Genomic DNA, 18,513 nt, shown 5'->3' on the forward strand with positions numbered 1-18,513 from the left:
TGATGGCCCGCAAGCCCAAGGCCCAGAAGCAGGTTGGCACGCTGAATTATGAGAAGGATGTTCGCCGGAACATCCCGACTGCCGAGATGGCCGATCTGGCCGCGATGCAGGAGGAAATGGCTCCGCTGCAACCCGTTGCATATCCGCGTGCCCGGCCCTTGGCCGAAGGCGAGGTGCGGGAGCGGAATGAAGACCTTGATCCGCAGATCGTGTGGAAGGGCCTGAAGATTACGCTGACCAAGGATCAGGTGGCGCAGCTTGCCGAAACCGGCACCATCGAGATTGGCGATGCGCAACTCGTGTGGCGCGGGAAGGACCGGCAGGACTGGTCCGACCTGATCGTCACCGCGCCGCCGTTGTATATTCAAGAAAAGGTCCACCCCAAGGCGATCATTGACGATCTGGTCCGCCAGACCGAAGAGGCGAAGGAAGAGGCTAGCGACGCGCCGGACCTGTTCGCCGACTTCAACGGCCTGTCCGATCCGATGGCGCGCACCGAGTTTTACCAGCACGATCAACATTGGTCGAACCGGATGATCCTAGGCGACAGCTTGCAGGTGATGGCCAGCCTCGCCGAGCGCGAGGCGCTGAAAGGCAAGGTGCAGGCGATCTATTTCGACCCGCCCTATGGCATCAAATTCAACTCGAATTGGCAGGTCTCGACCCAGAGCCGGGATGTGAAGGACGGGAAAAGAGAGGATTTGAGCCGTGAGCCGGAACAGGTCAAAGCGTTCCGGGATACATGGAAGGACGGTATCCATTCATACCTTACGTATCTCCGCGACCGACTTCTGGTCATGAGAGAATTACTAACCGAAAGCGGCTCGATATTCGTTCAAATAAGCGATGAAAATGTCCATCGCATGCGTGCGTTGCTAGATGAGGTCTTTGGCGAGGAGAACTTCGTCTCGCAGATTGCTTTCAAGAAAACGACGGGTCTTACATCGGGCTATATTGCATCGAACTTTGATCATATCGTCTGGTATGGGAAGAGCTATAAGTCGCTGAAATTCAGGTCTCTTCTAACCGAGAAGGGTTGGGAGAGCGACTTAGGTTTTTACAAGTATCTTCGAGATAAGGAGAGCGGCGCACTCGAAAATGCGATAAAATCGACAAACGAAATTCCATCTGATGGGTCTAAGCAGCTTTATAGCGTCAGCGACTTAACGAGTAGCCACGATTATTCGTTGGGCAAGGAGGCGTTTCCGTTTCGGGGACAAACATACTCTCCTGCTCGGAGATTTTGGACAACGTCACCGGATGGCATGAGACGTCTCGCCGCAGCGCAACGCATACACCAGAGTAAGAACTCCATCCGTTATGTTAGGCTTCTCGACGATTATCCTGTCCAGCTGATAACTTCGAACTGGGCAGATACAATCACTGGTCAGTATTCTGACGAGCGCACCTACGTGGTGCAAACCGCCGCGAAGGTCGTCCAACGGTGCCTTTTGATGACCACCGATCCCGGCGATCTTGTTCTTGACCCCACCTGCGGCTCTGGAACGACTGCCTACGTCGCAGAGCAGTGGGGACGACGCTGGATAACCATAGACACAAGTCGCGTAGCGCTGGCTCTTGCTCGCACTCGGATCATGGCTGCCCGCTACCCTTGGTATTTGTTGGCGGACAGCGAAGAAGGAAAGCGCAAAGAAGCCGAGATCACGGGTAAGCTGCCAAGCGACCGTCCGTCTTTCGGAGACGTGCGACAGGGTTTCGTTCTTGAGCGTGTGCCCCACGTCACTTTGAAGGCGATCGCTAACAACTCCGAGATTGATGTGATCTGGGACAAGTGGCAGGAACGGTTGGAGCCCCTACGCGCCGAGCTCAATCAGGCCACCAGCAATGACTGGCAGGAATGGGAAATTCCACGCGAACCCGAAGCTGGCTGGTCTTCCAACGTGGTCGGCATCCATCAGGGTTGGTGGGACGCCCGCAAGGCTCGCCAACAAGAGATTGACGCCTCCATCGCTCGCGCCGCCGATGTCGAATACCTCTATGACAAGCCCTACACCGACAACAGCCGTATCCGGGTTGCCGGTCCGTTCACCGTGGAAAGCCTTTCCCCGCATCGTATAGTTCCCGCCGATGCCGAGGAACTGGTCGATCAGATCGACGCTGAAGCATACGGTATGGAAGGCAGCAAGCCGAGGAAGCCCGGGCCGCTGTCCTCGTCCGAAACTGACTTCGCCGCCATGGTGATCGAGCATCTGAAAACGGCGGGCGTCCACCAGACCGACAAGGCCGACCGGATCGCGTTTACCAGTCTCACGCCGTTCGCCGGGCGCGGCTACATCGCCGCCGAAGGCCGCTTCATGGAAGGCGAGGCCGAGCGCCGCGCCGCCATCTTCATCGGCCCGGAGTTCGGCACGCTCTCCCGCGTCGATCTCACTGCCGCTGCGCGCGAAGCGTCCGAAAGCCGGTTTGACGTGCTGATCGCGGTGAGCTTCGCCTTCGATGCCCATGCCAGCGAACTGACCCGGCTTGGCCCGCTGCCGATCCTCAAAGCCAAGATGAACCCCGACCTGCACATGTCGGAAGAACTCAAGAACACCGGCAAGGGCAACCTCTTCACCGTGTTCGGCGAGCCGGACATCGACATTCTGGAAGAACCCGATGGCCGCATCGCGGTGCGCGTCAACGGCGTGGACATCTACGATCCCAATACAGGCGAAGTCCGCTCCAATGATGTGAAGGGCATCGCCGCGTGGTTCATCGACACGGCTTACAACGAAGAGAGCTTCTTCGTCCGTCACGCCTACTTCCTCGGCGCAAACGACCCCTACAAGCAGTTGAAGACCACTCTGAAAGCCGAGATCGACGAAGAGGCATGGGCCACGCTCAACCGCGCCACCTCCCGCCCTTTTAACCGCCCGGAAAGTGGCCGCATTGCAGTGAAGGTTATCAATCACTTCGGTGATGAGGTGATGAAGGTGTTCGGGGTGTAATGTATAGCTTGCTTGTTTCAGCAAACGATGAGGCTTGGCAGGGGCGACCCTACGTCCTCTCTCGTGGGCGCGTCTTCGAGTATACTGAAGATGCGATTGCCGCACGTTTCAAGGATTTTACCGAAGAGCAAATTCAACACCTCTGCTCTCTTCCTGCCGTGTTCGCGTATGAGAACGGAATAGATCAGGATGCCCGGCTGGGTCGTGTGCGGGCTGTTCGCATCCTGCATGGGGATATTCGGATCGAATATGAATTAGCCGACGAAGCGCCACCAATCCCCTTCGCCCTGCTAAGTCAGGAAGCCAATGAACTCGACATAGGCGACTGGGAAATGAACCGCACACACTGGGCGGTTAAGGATGTGAACCTCGCTCCTTTCTTGGATCGCCATGGAATAGTTGGTCTTAACGCCCAAGAGATTGAGGCAGCGAATGAGCCTTTCGAGCGGCTGCCAGTCGCTGAACCAATTCCAATCAGTCCCGCAGTATTTCGCATCCCACAGACACCAATTGATCCGAACCTAGTCGCGGTGATGATGCCGTTCACGCCGGAGTTCGACGCAATGCTCGCGCAAGTCACTGCGGCTTGCCAAGAACTCGGCCTGACCTGTCTGACGGCTGGGCAGGTGTGGGAAAATGAAGAGATCATTCAGGACATCTTCTCGCTTATTTATCGTGCCCGGATCGTGCTTTGCGACTTCACGGGCCAGAACGCCAATGTCTTCTACGAGGCAGGGATCGCCCACACGCTGGGCAAGCCGGTAATTCCAATTGCCCGAAACGTCGCCGATTTGCCGTTTGACCTCCGCCACCATCGAGCGGCGGTCTATGAAAACACGGCTGACGGCCTTACTCGGCTCGTTGCTCAACTACGGCCACGCTTCCAGTGGCTCATGGAGCATGGCTGACATGAATTTCCATATCGCCGACAGCTTCACTACCGCCCTGTCTCGTCTCACCGGACAGGAGCAAAAACAGGCCAAGACTTCGGCGTTCGACCTGCAACTAAACCCTGCCCATCCGGGCCTTAAGATGCACCGACTGACCAATGGCCGCGATCCCAACTTCTGGTCCGTGCGGGTCAATCAGGACATCCGCATCATCATTCATAAGACCGAAGCGAGCTTCATGCTGGCCTATGTCGATCACCACGACGATGCCTATACTTGGGCATCCCGTCGCCGGATCGAGGAACACCCCCGAACTGGTGCGATCCAGATCGTCGAGGTCCACGAGACGGTGGAAGAGGATGCCGGGCCTCTCTTCGCAGCGCCGAAGATCGAGCCCGCGCCAGAGCCCTTGCAACCCGTTGCACCCGCGATCTTCGCGGACCTTACCGAAGACGCTTTGTTGGACATTGGCACGCCCTCCGACTGGGTTGCCGACATCATGACGTGGACCGAGGATCGCTTTTTTCACATGAGCGACCGGCTTCCCGCCGAGGTTGCGGAGGCGTTGCTGGACTACGCTGCAACTGGCCGACTGCCAACGCCGGAACCTGGAACTGCCGATCCGTTCGCCCATCCAGATACGCTCCGTCGCGTCCAGACCATCACCAGCGAAGCGGAATTGCGGCTGGCGCTCGACTTCCCGTGGGATAAGTGGAGCGTCTTTCTTCACCCTTCGCAGCGAGATGTCGTCGAGCGGGACTTTTCCGGCCCAGCGCGTGTTATGGGCACGGCTGGCACCGGCAAGACCATTGTCGCCCTGCATCGCGCGGCGCGTGCTGTTCGCGAGGATGACCGGGCGCGCATCCTTCTGACCAGCTTCTCCCGCCCGCTGGCCAACGCGCTGAAGGCGAAGCTGGCCATCTTGCTGGCCGACGATCAGGGGAAGCTGGACCGCGTGTCGATTGTGTCGTTCGAGGATGCCGCAACGGAGCTATTTCAGCTTGCCACGGGGCTGAGGCCCACCCTCGCCCCAATTGATGCCCAGAACGCCGCCCTAGAGCGCGCTATGGCCGATTTGGGCTACACCGACCTGCCCCTGCGTTTCGTTACCGCCGAGTGGCGGCAGATCGTGGACGCTTGGAACCTGCCCGATCTGGAAAGCTATTCGGCAGTCCCGCGCATCGGGCGGCGCAACCGTCTGGGCTCTAAGCAGCGCGAAGCGTTGTGGCCGGTCTTTGAGACGGCCCGCGCAATGCTGTCTGCAAGAGGCCTCCTGACATCCTCGCAACTGTTCGCCACCGTCGAAGCCGCCTTCAAGGATAAGGAGGATAAGCCCTTCACGCACGTGATCGTGGACGAAGCGCAAGATTTGGGCGTTTCGGAACTTCGCATGATGGGTGCGATCTCGTCCGGGCAGAACTCACAATTCTATGCTGGCGATATTGGCCAGCGGATTTTCCAGTTACCATTCTCATGGCTGACACTGGGTGTCGATGTCCGGGGCCGTGCTTCGAGTTTGCGGATCAATTATCGAACCTCACGCCAGATCAGAGAAGCGGCGGACCAACTCCTGCCACAGAAAGTCCGCGACGTGGACGGGATCGAGGACGACCGAACTGGTGCGCAATCTGTGTTTGAAGGACCGGCTCCGGTAATCGCACAATTTGCCAATCAGGCCGACGAAACCGCCAACGTGGCTGCCTATCTGCGTGCAGCAATCGAGGAAGGTATCAGCGCGGCAGAGATCGGCGTCTTCGTTCGCTCTGCTGAATATCTGCCCCGCGCGCGAGATGCTGTCACTGCGGCTGGCCTAGAGGGACGGCAGCTAACCGAACGGGCCGAAGACTTCGGCGACAGCGTTTCGCTGGGCACCATGCACCTTGCGAAAGGCTTAGAGTTCAAGGCGGTCGTTGTCATGGCCTGCGATGACGAGGCGCTACCCCTGCAATCGCGGGTGGACGCTGCCACCGACGAAGACGAACTGCGTGAGGTCTTTGATACCGAGCGGCACCTATTCTACGTCGCCTGCACGCGAGCGCGAGACCGGCTGCACGTGACTGGTGTGCAGCCGGTCTCCGACTTCGTGGCCGATATGTTGACGATGTAGGCCAGCCAACCGAACTGCAACGGGTTGCAGCAACGGTTCTTGCGCTCGAACTCCGCCACATCCGCCACATGTCATCAGTTCTCACGCCCACCACATCGTTGCGGATGTGGCGGACTATTCGGGTGCAGGGCATGTAGGAGGAGGCAGGTAACGCTGCCAAGCGTCATGAAATGCCTCGCGCTTGTAGCCCTTCGGCGTTGTGCCAGATGTAGTGCGGATCGTGACCGGCCTTACGCCATAGGAGGTAAGCATACTGGCTAATCTACGACTATCGAGGGGCTTACCACGCATGTCACCCCAAGGGGCTTCTTCGAGATTACAAAGGGCTGCCAACAACGCGACCGTAGGGATTTGATCAACGTCTCCAAATACGGTCCTAATGTCACCCAGTAGGCGCACCGCAAGGCTGGCGCTCCCGTCCTCCCGTGCCGCCGCCACAAGCGCCACAGCAGCCTGACGCGACTTTGCAGGCCAAGTTCCCCCGGCCAAATCGCCAATGGCAATCAACGGCTCCCAAATGTCGGCATCGCGGTCTTGTATGCTCGGCGGAAGTTCGTCCGGCCAAGCAACTTGATCGCCAACCTCTTCCGCCCACTGCGCAAGTCGGTCAAACAGCGCGTTGCCATCGCAAGCGTGCAAACGTCGGCGATAAGGCTCCACCGTTTCACCCGGCGCACGGCGCTTCATGCGGATAGGGATACATCGGCTTAGGATCGTATCCGGAAGTTCACCCAACCCAGCCAGTGCAACTGCGCTGTATGCTTCGATCTTCTCCGTAACGATACCGTTTCCACCGCTTTTCGCGCGATAGGTGTAGGCACCGCGTCGGTATCCGGCATTCAGTAGACCACGAATGTCTTCATGCTCCTTGGCCTTTGGACCGAAGATTGTGTCGATCTCGTCAAAGAGGATCGTTGGCAGGCCCGTGTCGCAGCCTACCAGTCGAAACAGGGCCGCTGCACTCATGTTGACCGCCAGTGCTGGCCGAGGAACTATCAATTCCAGTATCTCCAAAGCACGAGATTTGCCGCTGGCAGGTTCTGGCGACAAGAAAGCAATGCGGGGAGTAGTGTCCCACTTTTCCATGAAATGCGTATGCGCTGCCCAAAGAGCCGTTGCAGTCGCAGCCTCATCGGTAGGAAACACTATGAAGCGACGTAGAAATGCTTCGACTTCATCAAGCAGTTCAGCGCCAACAGACCGAATGACAGGGGCTTCGACAATGCGCCAGCGCGCTCGGGGATTTACGGACATCAGCAGAGCCCCCTCAATTCATCGTTGAAATCCTTGAAGCCTTCCTGCGGCATGATGATGCTGACATTCAGTCCGCGTGAGGCAAAAGCGCGTGCAGCTTTCTGCGTCTCCTCCTTACCAGTGGCATCATTGTCGGCGGCGATTACTATGCTGCGAATGTCACGCGGAAATTGCATGGCCGAAAGAAATGTCGCGCCAGCGGCAACCCAGACTGGGGTGTCGAACATCTGTAGTAGAGAAAGACCATCTTCAGGGCCTTCGCAGACAATGATGGTGCCGGACCGGTCTAACCCCCCGAGCCGTATGGCTCCTCCCTTCACCCGGCCTAAGCTGCGCTTAGGCTTGGAAACATCGGCCTTGCCTCGACCGTCATTTGCCAGCCATATCCGTTGGATGCCTGAAATCTCCCCGGAAAAATCGCGGATTGCCGCCACCAGACAAGGCAGGGAACCGAGGGCTTCGCAAGGAAGACAGGCGAAGCGAATATCGGGCGGGATCGGCAAATATAGACCACGGTGGCGGAGGTAGTCTTCGACAAGAGTTCCTGTCGCAGCGACAGTTCGCTCCCAGATTGCCCGAGCGTTGGCTGATCGGTCGAGCTTTTCAGCCGTTGGCTTTGCGATTGCTGTCTTGGGGGCGAGTTCGCCACCAGCCCGGAGCATTTTGGCGGCTTCAGGGAGGCTGACTTGATTGAGGCGCTGCACAAAGTCGAGGACATCCCCATGCGCACCGCATCCGAAGCATTGGAAGCGTCGTCCGTCATCGTAGATCGTGAATGACGGCGAACGGTCTGCGTGGAATGGGCAGCATCCCAACCACTCCTTGCCCACTTGCCTCAATGACACGACCGCAGCGGCGACTTCCGGCAACGGATTGCTCTTTCGGATCGCCTCAATGTCGATCAAGCGCCGAGCTTGCCCGCGTCGATGAATGAGAGCCATTATTGCCCTCCGTCGGAACAAGCGCCGGTGTGAGACTGCTCTAACGCGAGTAGCCACTGTTCAACCGATGTTCGGCGATAATAAACCGAACGTCCAACCTTGACGCTCGGTGGGCCTTTCCGAAGCCGCGCCCACCGATGCAACGTGCGCCGGGACACCTTCAACCAATCCGACACCTCGTCGCTGGTCAGGTATTCATTTTCGAGATCAATAGCTTTCGTCAATGTCGCCTCCGTGTATCGAATGACTCACGGTGACGTTTTGGAGGCCGCAGTGAACTGATCCTATGATTGTAATACGACGATAAAGATCAAACTCTATTTATCTCGATAAGCCTTTTGGCGATCCATGCGGTATGTTCCAAATCTTCGGGGCCATCATATTCTTGGCCCAATAGCTGGCAAAGAACCCGTTCAATCCGCGATGTTGTCTTGAAGCCATCTAACTGGAAGAAATGCGATTGGAGAACATCGCCTTCCTGTTCTCGCCGCCAAGCCTCTCGAAATGGCGCTTGCCAGTCATCGTTCGCACCATTGATATGATCTTTCCATCTCTCCTTGCCCGACAGGACAAGTCGAAGTGCCTTACGAAATGGAGTAGGAGAAAATGCTGGGAGAGGCCCCTTGCTTCCTTTCAAACGATCTTCGAAAGCCCATTGCTCTTGGGCGAAGAACTTCGCCAGATCGTCCAAAACAGGAGACACCAAATCCGGGGTCAAGCTGGCTGCCTTTCGCTCCTCTTCTTGCCGTGCTTGTATGCAAGCTAGTATCGCCCAATCCGGCGGAGCGGCGGGCGATTTGCCAATGGCAAGCGCGACATATCTGTAGTCTGGCTTCTTCCTTTCGACGGATTGCTCAAACAACTCCTCGGCATGATGGATGTCATATCCGGGTCCATATTGCTTCTTCCGGCCCATGCTCGGTGTCTCCACTGGCCTTCGCTCAAGTGAGCCAAGAGAGTGCGTTCAAGCTAAGATGACACTGGAAAACATCGAGTTAACGTGGGCGATTACTATGGGTCAGTCGTCCTCGCTGCCATCAGCTTCCTCGCCAAGCAGGTTTGTTGCTCGACGCATGGCTTCATCAGCTAGGTGGCTATATCTCGCAGTAGTCGATACCTGTGTGTGACCTAGCAATCCGCCGATTATTGGCAGCGAGGCCCCTCTAGATACGAGTGCCGATGCATAGGAATGGCGAAGATCATGGATGCGAAGACCACTGATGTTTGCCTCACGGCAAACGGCACTGAACGTCTTCCTGATCTCGGTCAGCGCCTCGCCGTTTTTTCCGGGGAAAATATACTCGCAGTCAGAAAGCGCACGCGCACGCCGGAGAACGGCCATCGCAGCATTTGAAAGGGGAACGCGATGAAGCCTTCGCTGCTTGGTGTGTGCGCTCGGCTTGATCCACGCTTCTTGAACGAAGTCGATCTGCTCCCAGCGCGCCTTCAACACTTCACCCCGACGGGCTCCGGTTAACAACAGGAAGTGGAGGGCGAGAACTGACGGCGTGTCCTCACGGGCATCCAGTGCGGCGACGAACCGCGCACGCTCAAGATCGTCTAAGTAACGCTGACGGGGGCGCTCGGAGTTTTTCTTGATACCGGTGACCGGGTTAGATGAGACGAGTTCCCACCTGATGGCCATATTGAAAGCGTGACGGATGCTGGCAATGCAGCGATTGGCCTGCACAGGTGTAGTCGCGCTGATACCGAGGTGGAAAGCATCCACATCTCCCGGCCTAATGTGCGAAAGCCGTCGCCGCCCGAGTTTCGGCAGTATGAGACGCCTCCACAAGGATCGCTCGTCCTTCTGCGTGCTCTCGGCCTTTCGCGGCAAGACTAGCTTCTCATACCGCTCCCAAAGCTGCTCCAAGGTATACTCGGCGCGAGCAACCTGTTGCTCATCCAGCGGATCATCCCCTGCATCGACACGCAACCGTAATTTAGCTGCCATTTGGCGTGCTGCGACAACCGACCACGCCGGATATTGCCCAATGGTCATTCGTCGATCCCGGCCACGTGAGGTGTAGCTGAAGATGAAAGCCGTGTGCCCCGTTGCGGTCTTTCTCACACCAAAGCCAGTGACCAGATTATCACGCTCGATCTTCTGCCCCTCCTTAGGCGTAAGCATTTCCCGGATCAGTTTGTCAGTTATGCGCGGCATCTCATGTCCGTCCCATGTCCGTCCGAATGACGGATTGAGTGTCAAAAGCCGTGCTTGAATGACGTGGTGTGTCCCGCGATCACATGACGATAACTGGCGGATTTGCGTCATTTTTCGCCAGAAATGGCAGAATACCGAGCTTTTCAAATACCTTGCCCGCCCGCACTCTTAATCAGCGGGTCCTAGGTTCGAGCCCTAGTGCGTCCACCATACTTTCAAGTAAGTTAGCAAAGCCGTCCGCAAGGGCGGCTTTTATTTTTATGCGTCATTTGTGAGGCAGCGGGGTGGACTTGTTGGCCACCATAACTGCGTCAGCACCATCAGGCGTGCGCTAGGACATCGTTGCCGAACTCGAAACCTTCCAACTTGAGACGACTGCGGCAGGCAATCAGGTGATCGAGCAAGGCAAGTCAGACGCGCTTACCATGGCGACATTGCCATTGCGCTCGTAGGCGCAGCGTTCGCGTCAGAATACCTTAGGCCGGGCGTGATTGGCGTCGGCCAGCTGGAGGGTTGGATTTGAGAGCGCTTTGGAACCGACGATCAGTCATGCATTGGCAGGCTTGTCCGGAAAAGCTCCAACGATTTTCGTCGACCAGACCAAATGTGATCCACTGCGTTGTTCTCCGTCTGGAAGCGCAGTAACAAACGACTCGAAAGCTTCATTGAGACTTCGGACATTGAGGTCACACATGTAGCCCAGCAGTGCCTCATAAACCTCTGCTATGTGCTCCAACTGTGTTTTGAGAAATTGACCGATATCGTGCCTGGGAAACGGATTACGAGGGTGCGCGATTTCGATGGTCGGCGCTACGAACGCTCCTGATGCATCTAGTTCGTAGTCATAGATCGTGACCGACTTTTCGCCGTCTTGGTGAATCATCGCGTGGCGGTGATCTGCGATGCATTCCATTACGCTCCACGCGCATCCGACGAATTCTTCAAAGCCTTCGTCGTTCCCATACTTCTCCAACATCGCAGGCTTTAGCTTCTTGTCCCAAGGATCTTTCGCTGCATCTTTTGGATAAAACTGAGCTGTCGTCTTCTTGATTGCGACCTCTACATCACGAAGTGCAGCAAGACTCTGCCGAACCTTACCTTTAAGGTTGGGTGTCCGAGGCACATAAGCCGCGGAAAGCTGCCCTGCTTCACCCTTGACTCGGGTCTCGGCTTGATGACTGCTTAGTTCATCAACGACTTCCATCACGGATGCTAGAGAGGCTGCTATCTCGATGGCCAACACAAGCAATGCCTCGGCATCGACATGTTCGGGCAAATAGGTCTCATCTGCCAGCTCGAAGGCAACCCCCACGGTCTTTCGCATAAAACGCTGTTTAGCCCCGTAACCGAGCTCAATATGGTGGACGACATGCGGAATATTTGGATTTGTCCGTTTTGGGTCGATCTGATCCGCCATCACGGCTGATGTCAGACCATTCTCAGCAAGAAAATACATTCTGTCCGCGATGACCTTCACAGTTACAATATTGCCGCTTTCCGGTGGTATTGTTGCGCTACCCGCACTGTCACGAGCGCGATCAATTGGTCGGGTGCCCCGTCGACTTTCGTCTGAGTTGTTCATCGTACCAGATTAGCGCCGCCATTCCGCGTTAGCCAGCGCCGCTTCGGAGCATCCGAGATTCGATGAAGTCATCAACCTTGTTCGCGGTCTCCCGCAGTACGTCCATGTCGAGACGCAACACGTAGCCCTACGCGACAGTCTTGGTTAGCTTGTCGCCGCACAGGAAACCCACGACAGGTTCGGGTAGGAGGCAAGAGAACAGACCTTGCGGGTGTTGTGGAATGGCCACCCCACCCCCTCGTCGCGCGGCTCTGAAAAACCCCTTGCCCGTCGCGGCGTGGAAAGACGAACTCCCTATTCGGTCCCTCCATCTCGCGCTGCAGCGCGATGGACTGCTTGGACAGCGGCAGTGTCTGCTTCAACCCGTTCTTCATCTTCTCGAAGTGGACCGTGCCTTCGTCAAGATCGACCTGCGACGATCGCAGACCGCAAAGAGCCTCGCGGCGGATGCGCACGTTGCGGCCGTTGATGGATTTGATGACGTAGAAGGATCGAGACTGCTGCCCTACGGCTAATTGAAAGCCGGTCAGAGCCTCATCGGAATACCAAACCGTGGCGTCACGTCCGTCGGTTGCTAATCCTGCTCAGGCAGATCCACCGGCTGCCGCCACGCCCACGCCTGCCCTGCGTCCATTGCGCAATGCCTCCTGATCACAGGCGCTTGGGGCAGCGAGATTTGCGGGAATGAAAAGGAAGTGGTGCGCCCGACAGGATTCGAACCTGTGGCCCCCAGATTAGGAATCTGGTGCTCTATCCTGCTGAGCTACGGGCGCACGCGGGGATGCGTTTAGGGAAGGCTTTTCGTTGTGGCAATCAATTGAGTTCGTCCGGCGGGGCAATCGGGAATGGCAGCGGGGCGATTTCGATGCCTTCATCAATCAGCGCCTTGGCTTCTTCCAGGCTGGCCTGACCATGAATGGCCTTCGCGTCCTGTTCGCCATAATGCATCGCCCGGGATTGTTCGGCAAAGGCATTGCCGACCCAGGTCGACTTTTCGAGGGCCTTGGCCTGTGCCTGGGCCAGTTTCTCCAGCGCCTGCGCCACTTCGGGGGTCAGCGGCACATTGGATACGTCCCGCTGCTCCGCCCCGGCGGATTCGGCCGACTGGCGAATTGCGCCCTGCTGATTTCCCTTGCGCGGAACGGCGGCGGCCATTGGCGCCTTGTTCACCACGGCAGAGCCGCAATGCGGACAGGTCAGCAATCCCGCCTGGTATTGCCGGTCATAATCTTCGGATGAACCGAACCACCCTTCGAAGCGGTGGCCGGAATCGCAATTGAGGTCGTAAACGATCATTGTCCCTGCGCTGTAAGAATCTCGCGCCGATTGGCAAGGCTGGGTAATTGCGCGCGAATATCGGCGATACGCGCCGGATCGATTTCGGCGTATCCGAGGCCGGGCCCGGCTTCGCCCATATCCAGCGCCATATCGCCCCAGGGATCGACCACAAGAGAGTGGCCAAATGTCCGGCGGCCATCCGCATGTTCGCCCACCTGCGCGGCTGCGATCACATAGGCGCTGGCTTCAACTGCGCGGGCGCGTTGCAGCAAATGCCAGTGGGCCTTGCCGGTGGGGACCGTGAAAGCCGCCGGAATGGCTATGGCATCGCATTTCCTGCGGCCCAGCGCATCGAACAGGGCGGGGAATCGAATGTCATAACAAACAGCAAGTCCCAGACGGCCGATCGGCGTGTCCACGATCACCACCTCTTCGCCGGGCGCATAGGTCGCCGATTCACGCCAGCTTTCGCCATCGGAAAGCTGCACATCGAACATATGGATCTTGTCGTATCGGGCTGCGATTTCGCCCCGTTCATCGATAATGAGTGAACGATTGGCCCAGCGGCCATCCTCCCGCCGGACTGCCAGCGATCCAAGCGCGGTCCATATGCCGTGTTTAGCCGAGGCATCCCGCGCGGCGGCCAGGACGCGATTCTCTCCTTCGGGGACGACATGCGGTGTGGCCCGTTTCCGGTTCCGGTCCAGCATGGCGCACATCTCGGGCGTGAAGATCATCGCCGCCCCGCCCTCCGCCGCCTCGGCAATGCCGGCGATTATTGCGCCTTCATTATCTTCCGGATCGATTCCGGAGGTCATTTGCAGCAGTGCGATACGGGTCATGGCGTGGCGCGTCAGAGCCCCAGCATGCCGTCAAGCTTGCCCTCACGGTCGAGCGCGGCCAGATCGTCCGATCCGCCGATTGCTTCCCCATCTATGAAGATCTGGGGCACGGTGCGGGCATCGGGCTTGCGTTCCAGCATTTCGGCGCGTTTCGGCCCGCCCATGGTGATGTCATATTCGGTGAAGTCCACCCCCTTCGACTGCAACAGACGCTTGGCGCTGTGGCAATATCCGCAATGGAACTTGGTATAGATTTCGACCTTGGGATCGGACACGCGATTTCCTTTCCAGCAATTATCCGGGCACTTGAACGGCACCATCCGGGACATATCTAGGGATTGTCTCTCTGCGCCAAAAGGGCAGAGTGGCAGGAGCGCCGGCTAATCGGGCTCCGGAACATCAAATTGCTCAATGGAGGATTTGTTTCGATGAACCGTCTGGATTTTACCCCCTATCGCCGTTCCACCGTAGGTTTCGATCGCCTGTTCGATCTTCTGGAAAACCAGGTGCGCAACAATTCTGGCGATAATTACCCCCCTTTCAATATCGAACGACGGAGCGAAGACAGCTACCGCATCACGCTGGCCGTGGCGGGGTTCCGTTCCGAAGATCTGGATATCACCGCCCAGCAGAACCTGCTCGTGATCCAGGGCCGCAAGCACGAGGAAGAACCCGATGGTGAATTGCTGCATGTCGGCATTGCCAATCGCGGCTTCGAACGCCGCTTCGAACTGGCCGATTTCGTGCGGGTCGAAAAAGCCGATCTGGCCGATGGCCTGTTGCTGATCGATCTGGTGCGTGAAGTGCCGGAAGCGATGAAGCCGAAGAAGGTTGCCATTGGCGGCCAGCAAAGGCTGGAAGTCGTGAAGGACGAGGATGACGATCAGGCGAATGCTGCCTGACGATCCCGTCGTAAATTCAAGAATTTGATTGATTTTGGGGGCGAAGCCGCAAGGCTCCGCCCCCTCGGCGCGCAAGGCGCCGACTTGTCTTCCGCATTATGGCCGTCCGGGTCGCAAAAGACGGCCAATTGCTTTGACAAGGCCACTACCTGGTCAACTGGGCCGTTGGTCTTCACACGGGCAAGCCGTGAACTCAGCCCCTTCAGCGCGAAATACTAAATAAGTGTCGCATGTGCTGCGCTTTGCAAACACTGCGTACGCCTCTCCTCCCGCGCAATTTCCGACACACGGCTAGGGCCTGCGAGGCTTGCAGTGCAAGAGCTTTCTGGGAATGGTTCCCAAAATCCGACAGTTTTGCGCTGACGGTCAAACGAGCCGTGCTTGCTGCAATGCAGCAGCAATGAAATCCCTGAACAAGGGGTGCGGATCGAACGGCTTGCTCTTCAATTCCGGATGGAATTGCACACCGATGAACCAGGGATGGTCCGGACGTTCCACGATTTCGGGCAGAAGGCCATCGGGCGACATGCCGGAAAAAACCAGCCCGCCATTTTCCAGCGCATCGCGATAGGCGGAATTCACCTCGTAACGGTGCCGGTGGCGTTCGGAGATTTCCGTCGCCCCGCCATAGATACGGGAGATGTGGCTGTTGCCGGAAAGCTTCGCCTCATAGGCGCCAACACGCATCGTACCGCCAAGATCACCCTCGGCCGATCGTTGCTGCAAGCCTTCCTTGCTCATCCATTCGGTGATGATCCCGACGACGGGTTCCGTTGTTTCACCGAATTCGGTCGAAGAAGCAGCGGCAATTCCTGCGGTGTTCCGGGCGCCTTCGATGCACGCCATCTGCATTCCAAGGCAAATGCCGAAGAAGGGAACCTTGCGTTCACGCGCGAATCGTACGCTGGCGATCTTGCCCTCGGAACCGCGTTCGCCGAAGCCGCCGGGCACCAGAATGCCGTGCATCGGTTCCAGCTGGGCGGCGATTTCGGCATCGTCCTGTTCGAACAATTCGGCGTCCAGCCAACGGATATTGACCTTCACCCGATTTGCCATGCCGCCATGAACCAGCGCTTCGTTCAGCGATTTGTAGGCGTCCGGCAGGCCGACATATTTGCCAACCACGCCGATTGTCACTTCGCCTTCGGGATTCTGATGCCGGTCGAGAATATCGTCCCAGCGGGTCAGGTCCGGGCTCGGTCCTTCCAGGTGGAAATGGCGCAGAACCTGTTCGTCCAGCCCTTCGCCATGATACTGCAGAGGTACGGCATAGATGCTGCTGGCATCCAGCGCCTGAATAACCGCTTCCGGCCGCACATTGCAGAACAGGGCGATCTTGGCACGCTCGCTTGCCGGCAGTTCATGTTCGCAGCGGCAGAGGAGGAGGTCGGGCTGCACGCCCAGGCTGGTAAGTTCCCGTACCGAATGCTGGGTCGGCTTGGTCTTCAATTCGCCAGCGGCGGAAATATAGGGGACCAGCGTGACATGAACCACGGCGGTATTGTCCGGCCCCAGTTCATTGCGGAGCTGCCGGATCGCTTCGATGAAAGGCAGGCTTTCGATATCGCCCACCGTCCCGCCGATTTCGCACAATACGAAATCGAGATCGTCAGCATCGGCCAGCGCGAATTCCTTGATCGCATCGGTCACGTGCGGGATCACCTGCACCGTGGCGCCGAGATAGTCCCCGCGCCTCTCTCTTGCGATGATCTGCTGGTAGATCCGGCCGGAAGTCACATTGTCGCTCTGCCGGGCGGAAACGCCGGTGAAGCGTTCATAATGGCCGAGATCGAGGTCGGTTTCGGCCCCGTCATCGGTCACATAGACTTCGCCATGCTGATACGGGCTCATCGTGCCCGGATCGACATTCAGATAGGGATCGAATTTGCGAATGCGGACCTTGTAGCCGCGCGCCTGGAGCAACGCCCCGAGGCTTGCAGCCATGAGTCCCTTACCGAGCGATGAGACCACGCCGCCGGTGATAAATATGTACCGCGCCATGGGAGTCGGGCCTTAGGCTTGGAATCGGATTCGAGGCAAGCTGCGAAACAATCTATTTTTCACAGCCTGGGCGAGATCCTGCGCCCAAAAACGCACGCAGGAAGGGGTGGCCGGCGCGAAGCCGACCGGGACACAACCGGGTAATTCAGAAAACTCCGGGGATTACTGGGCGACGTCCGCCAGCGGATCATCATTTTCCGCCGGAGCAGCCTGCCCTGCGGGGGCAGCAGGAGCGGCACCCTCATCCGGGATAAGCTGATCGGGCACTGCAGGGCCCACAGAACGCTGGAGCGAATCATCCAGTTCGCGACCGGTCGTGGTATCCACGGCCACTGCGGCCATCAGGATCGACAGGCCGACAAACAGAATCGCCAGCCATTTCGTCGTGCGGGTGAGGAAATCGCCCGCACTGCGCGCCGACATCAGGCCGCCGGGACTACCGCCCCCGCCCATTCCAAGACCTCCCCCTTCCGAGCGCTGCATGAGCACGACACCGACAAGTGCGGCGGCGACGATCGCCTGGACGACGGTCAGGAATATGAAAAGCGACATAAAAGATGCTCTGTATCAGCTAATGGTCGGGCATGTAGGCATGTCCGGCCCGATCGGCAAGGCGCGGCCCCCGGTTGGAGGCCGCGGCCCGGCTCAATTGTCTTCGCGTTCGGCGGCCGCAACGATGATGCCGAGGAATTGTTCGGCAGTCAGGCTTGCCCCGCCGACCAGCGCGCCGCCCACTTCGTCCGCGGCAAGCAGTTCAGCCGCGTTCGAGGGCTTGACCGACCCGCCATAGAGAATGCGGATTTCGGCACCGTCATCGCCATAAATCGCGTTCAGCTGTTCCCGGATCGAACGGTGCATGGCGCCGACATCTTCCACGGTGGGCGTCCGGCCCGTGCCGATGGCCCAGACAGGTTCGTAAGCCACTGTGACCTTTTCGATCATGCCCGCAGCTTCCGGCAACGAGCCCTTGAGCTGATTGCCGACAACTTCCTCCGCCTTTCCGGCGTCGCGCTGTTCCTCAGTCTCGCCCACGCAGACGATCACGCCGAGGCTGGCAGCGAGCGCGGCATCCGCCTTCGCCTTGACCACAGCATCCGTCTCGCCATGGTCGGCGCGGCGTTCGCTATGGCCGACGATCACGAAACCGGCGCCGGCATCCTTGAGCATCGGGGCGGAAATATCGCCCGTATGCGCGCCGCCTTCCGCCGGATGGCAATCCTGAGCACCCACGCCGATCAGCGATGCTTCCTTCCGGGTTGCATGGATCAGTGTGAAAGGCGGCGCGAGCGCGACTTCCGCTTTAAGCAGACGCTCTGCCGCGCGGTCGATCGCGCGCGCTTCGGAAAGCATGGCACGCGTTCCATGCATTTTCCAGTTGCCTACGATATAGGGGCGCTGGGCCATCTATATGGTGTCCTTGATTTCGTGATAGTTCAAACGCCCGCAAGGGCAGAAAGTGGGAGCCCGCTAATCTGGCGAGCGGGCGTTGTCAAAAGCGCTTTTCCACACAGAAGGCAACCTCCTAGTGCACTGTTGCGGCAAGGACGCATGGGAGATAAAGCCCCTGACCAAATATGCGGCCGTCCGGCGCGCAGCTCCTGCAG

17 protein-coding genes and 1 tRNA gene are annotated in these 18,513 nt (G+C 58.1%); 5 read left to right on the top strand and 13 right to left on the bottom strand.

What is annotated here, in order from left to right; translation table 11 throughout:
- Window positions 1-2 precede the first annotated feature (2 nt).
- Genes WYH_RS02865 through WYH_RS17090 form a run of 3 tightly spaced genes read left to right on the top strand, consistent with a single transcriptional unit; the run spans window position 3 to window position 5,945 of the window.
- Window positions 3-2,948, top strand: a complete 2,946-nt coding sequence (locus tag WYH_RS02865) for a site-specific DNA-methyltransferase (RefSeq protein WP_046904749.1) — start codon at window positions 3-5, stop codon at window positions 2,946-2,948.
- Window positions 2,948-3,856, top strand: coding sequence for a hypothetical protein (locus WYH_RS02870; RefSeq protein WP_046902632.1), 909 nt, complete (start codon window positions 2,948-2,950; stop codon window positions 3,854-3,856). Before WYH_RS02865 ends, WYH_RS02870 begins: the two co-directional genes overlap by 1 nt.
- The gene (locus tag WYH_RS17090; RefSeq protein WP_235979793.1) at window positions 3,777-5,945 is read left to right on the top strand and encodes a 3'-5' exonuclease; all 2,169 of its coding nucleotides are present in this window, start codon (window positions 3,777-3,779) and stop codon (window positions 5,943-5,945) included. The genes WYH_RS02870 and WYH_RS17090 overlap by 80 nt, the downstream gene beginning before the upstream one ends.
- A 114-nt stretch (window positions 5,946-6,059) precedes the next feature.
- On the opposite strand, the gene WYH_RS02880 is transcribed toward WYH_RS17090, so the two are convergent.
- The 6 genes from WYH_RS02880 to WYH_RS02900 form a co-directional block, all read right to left on the bottom strand.
- Window positions 6,060-7,199, bottom strand: coding sequence for a DUF3631 domain-containing protein (locus WYH_RS02880; protein ID WP_046902633.1), 1,140 nt, complete (start codon window positions 7,197-7,199; stop codon window positions 6,060-6,062).
- Window positions 7,199-8,104 (bottom strand): DUF7146 domain-containing protein, encoded by a 906-nt coding sequence (locus tag WYH_RS02885; RefSeq protein ID WP_235979812.1) that lies wholly within the window; start codon window positions 8,102-8,104, stop codon window positions 7,199-7,201. Before WYH_RS02885 ends, WYH_RS02880 begins: the two co-directional genes overlap by 1 nt.
- Before the next feature lie 35 nt (window positions 8,105-8,139).
- A complete protein-coding gene (locus tag WYH_RS17370) occupies window positions 8,140-8,364 on the bottom strand; it encodes a helix-turn-helix transcriptional regulator (protein WP_218917153.1) in 225 nt (74 codons plus the stop codon).
- Between the two features lie 86 nt (window positions 8,365-8,450).
- Window positions 8,451-9,056 carry a hypothetical protein gene (locus WYH_RS02890; protein ID WP_046902634.1) on the bottom strand — a complete coding sequence of 202 codons (606 nt, stop codon included), beginning with the start codon at window positions 9,054-9,056 and terminating at the stop codon, window positions 8,451-8,453.
- A gap of 102 nt (window positions 9,057-9,158) precedes the next feature.
- Complete coding sequence (locus WYH_RS02895) at window positions 9,159-10,451, bottom strand: tyrosine-type recombinase/integrase (protein ID WP_156320053.1); 1,293 nt, start codon at window positions 10,449-10,451, stop codon at window positions 9,159-9,161.
- Window positions 10,452-10,851: 400 nt separating this feature from the next.
- The gene (locus WYH_RS02900) at window positions 10,852-11,886 is read right to left on the bottom strand and encodes a hypothetical protein (RefSeq protein WP_156320054.1); all 1,035 of its coding nucleotides are present in this window, start codon (window positions 11,884-11,886) and stop codon (window positions 10,852-10,854) included.
- Window positions 11,887-12,107: 221 nt separating this feature from the next.
- Here WYH_RS02900 and WYH_RS02905 point away from each other — a divergent pair, with 221 nt between their 5' ends.
- A complete protein-coding gene (locus tag WYH_RS02905) occupies window positions 12,108-12,401 on the top strand; it encodes a hypothetical protein (RefSeq protein WP_046902637.1) in 294 nt (97 codons plus the stop codon).
- A 181-nt stretch (window positions 12,402-12,582) separates the two neighbouring features.
- Here the strand turns inward: WYH_RS02905 and WYH_RS02910 are convergent.
- From WYH_RS02910 to grxC, 4 genes are all read right to left on the bottom strand, one after another.
- A tRNA-Arg gene (locus tag WYH_RS02910) sits at window positions 12,583-12,659 on the bottom strand.
- 40 nt (window positions 12,660-12,699) lie between these two features.
- Entirely contained in the window at window positions 12,700-13,182 is a 483-nt protein-coding gene (locus tag WYH_RS02915) for a DUF1178 family protein (protein ID WP_046902638.1), read from the bottom strand.
- Window positions 13,179-14,006, bottom strand: a complete 828-nt coding sequence (locus tag WYH_RS02920) for a carbon-nitrogen hydrolase family protein (protein WP_046902639.1) — start codon at window positions 14,004-14,006, stop codon at window positions 13,179-13,181. The genes WYH_RS02915 and WYH_RS02920 overlap by 4 nt, the downstream gene beginning before the upstream one ends.
- A gap of 11 nt (window positions 14,007-14,017) precedes the next feature.
- Window positions 14,018-14,281 carry a glutaredoxin 3 gene (grxC, locus tag WYH_RS02925; RefSeq protein ID WP_244877949.1) on the bottom strand — a complete coding sequence of 88 codons (264 nt, stop codon included), beginning with the start codon at window positions 14,279-14,281 and terminating at the stop codon, window positions 14,018-14,020.
- Between the two features lie 153 nt (window positions 14,282-14,434).
- On the opposite strand from grxC, the gene WYH_RS02930 reads away from it, so the two are divergent.
- A complete protein-coding gene (locus WYH_RS02930; RefSeq protein ID WP_046902641.1) occupies window positions 14,435-14,908 on the top strand; it encodes an Hsp20 family protein in 474 nt (157 codons plus the stop codon).
- A 366-nt stretch (window positions 14,909-15,274) separates the two neighbouring features.
- Here WYH_RS02930 and WYH_RS02935 read toward each other — a convergent pair whose 3' ends face one another.
- The 3 genes from WYH_RS02935 to tpiA form a co-directional block, all read right to left on the bottom strand.
- The gene (locus WYH_RS02935; protein ID WP_046902642.1) at window positions 15,275-16,909 is read right to left on the bottom strand and encodes a CTP synthase; all 1,635 of its coding nucleotides are present in this window, start codon (window positions 16,907-16,909) and stop codon (window positions 15,275-15,277) included.
- A 162-nt stretch (window positions 16,910-17,071) separates the two neighbouring features.
- Window positions 17,072-17,461 carry a preprotein translocase subunit SecG gene (gene secG / locus WYH_RS02940; protein ID WP_046902643.1) on the bottom strand — a complete coding sequence of 130 codons (390 nt, stop codon included), beginning with the start codon at window positions 17,459-17,461 and terminating at the stop codon, window positions 17,072-17,074.
- Window positions 17,462-17,554: 93 nt separating this feature from the next.
- Window positions 17,555-18,313, bottom strand: a complete 759-nt coding sequence (gene tpiA, locus WYH_RS02945; protein ID WP_046902644.1) for a triose-phosphate isomerase — start codon at window positions 18,311-18,313, stop codon at window positions 17,555-17,557.
- Window positions 18,314-18,513 lie beyond the last annotated feature (200 nt).

This window comes from Croceibacterium atlanticum, assembly GCF_001008165.2.
Taxonomy (GTDB): domain Bacteria; phylum Pseudomonadota; class Alphaproteobacteria; order Sphingomonadales; family Sphingomonadaceae; genus Croceibacterium_C; species Croceibacterium_C atlanticum.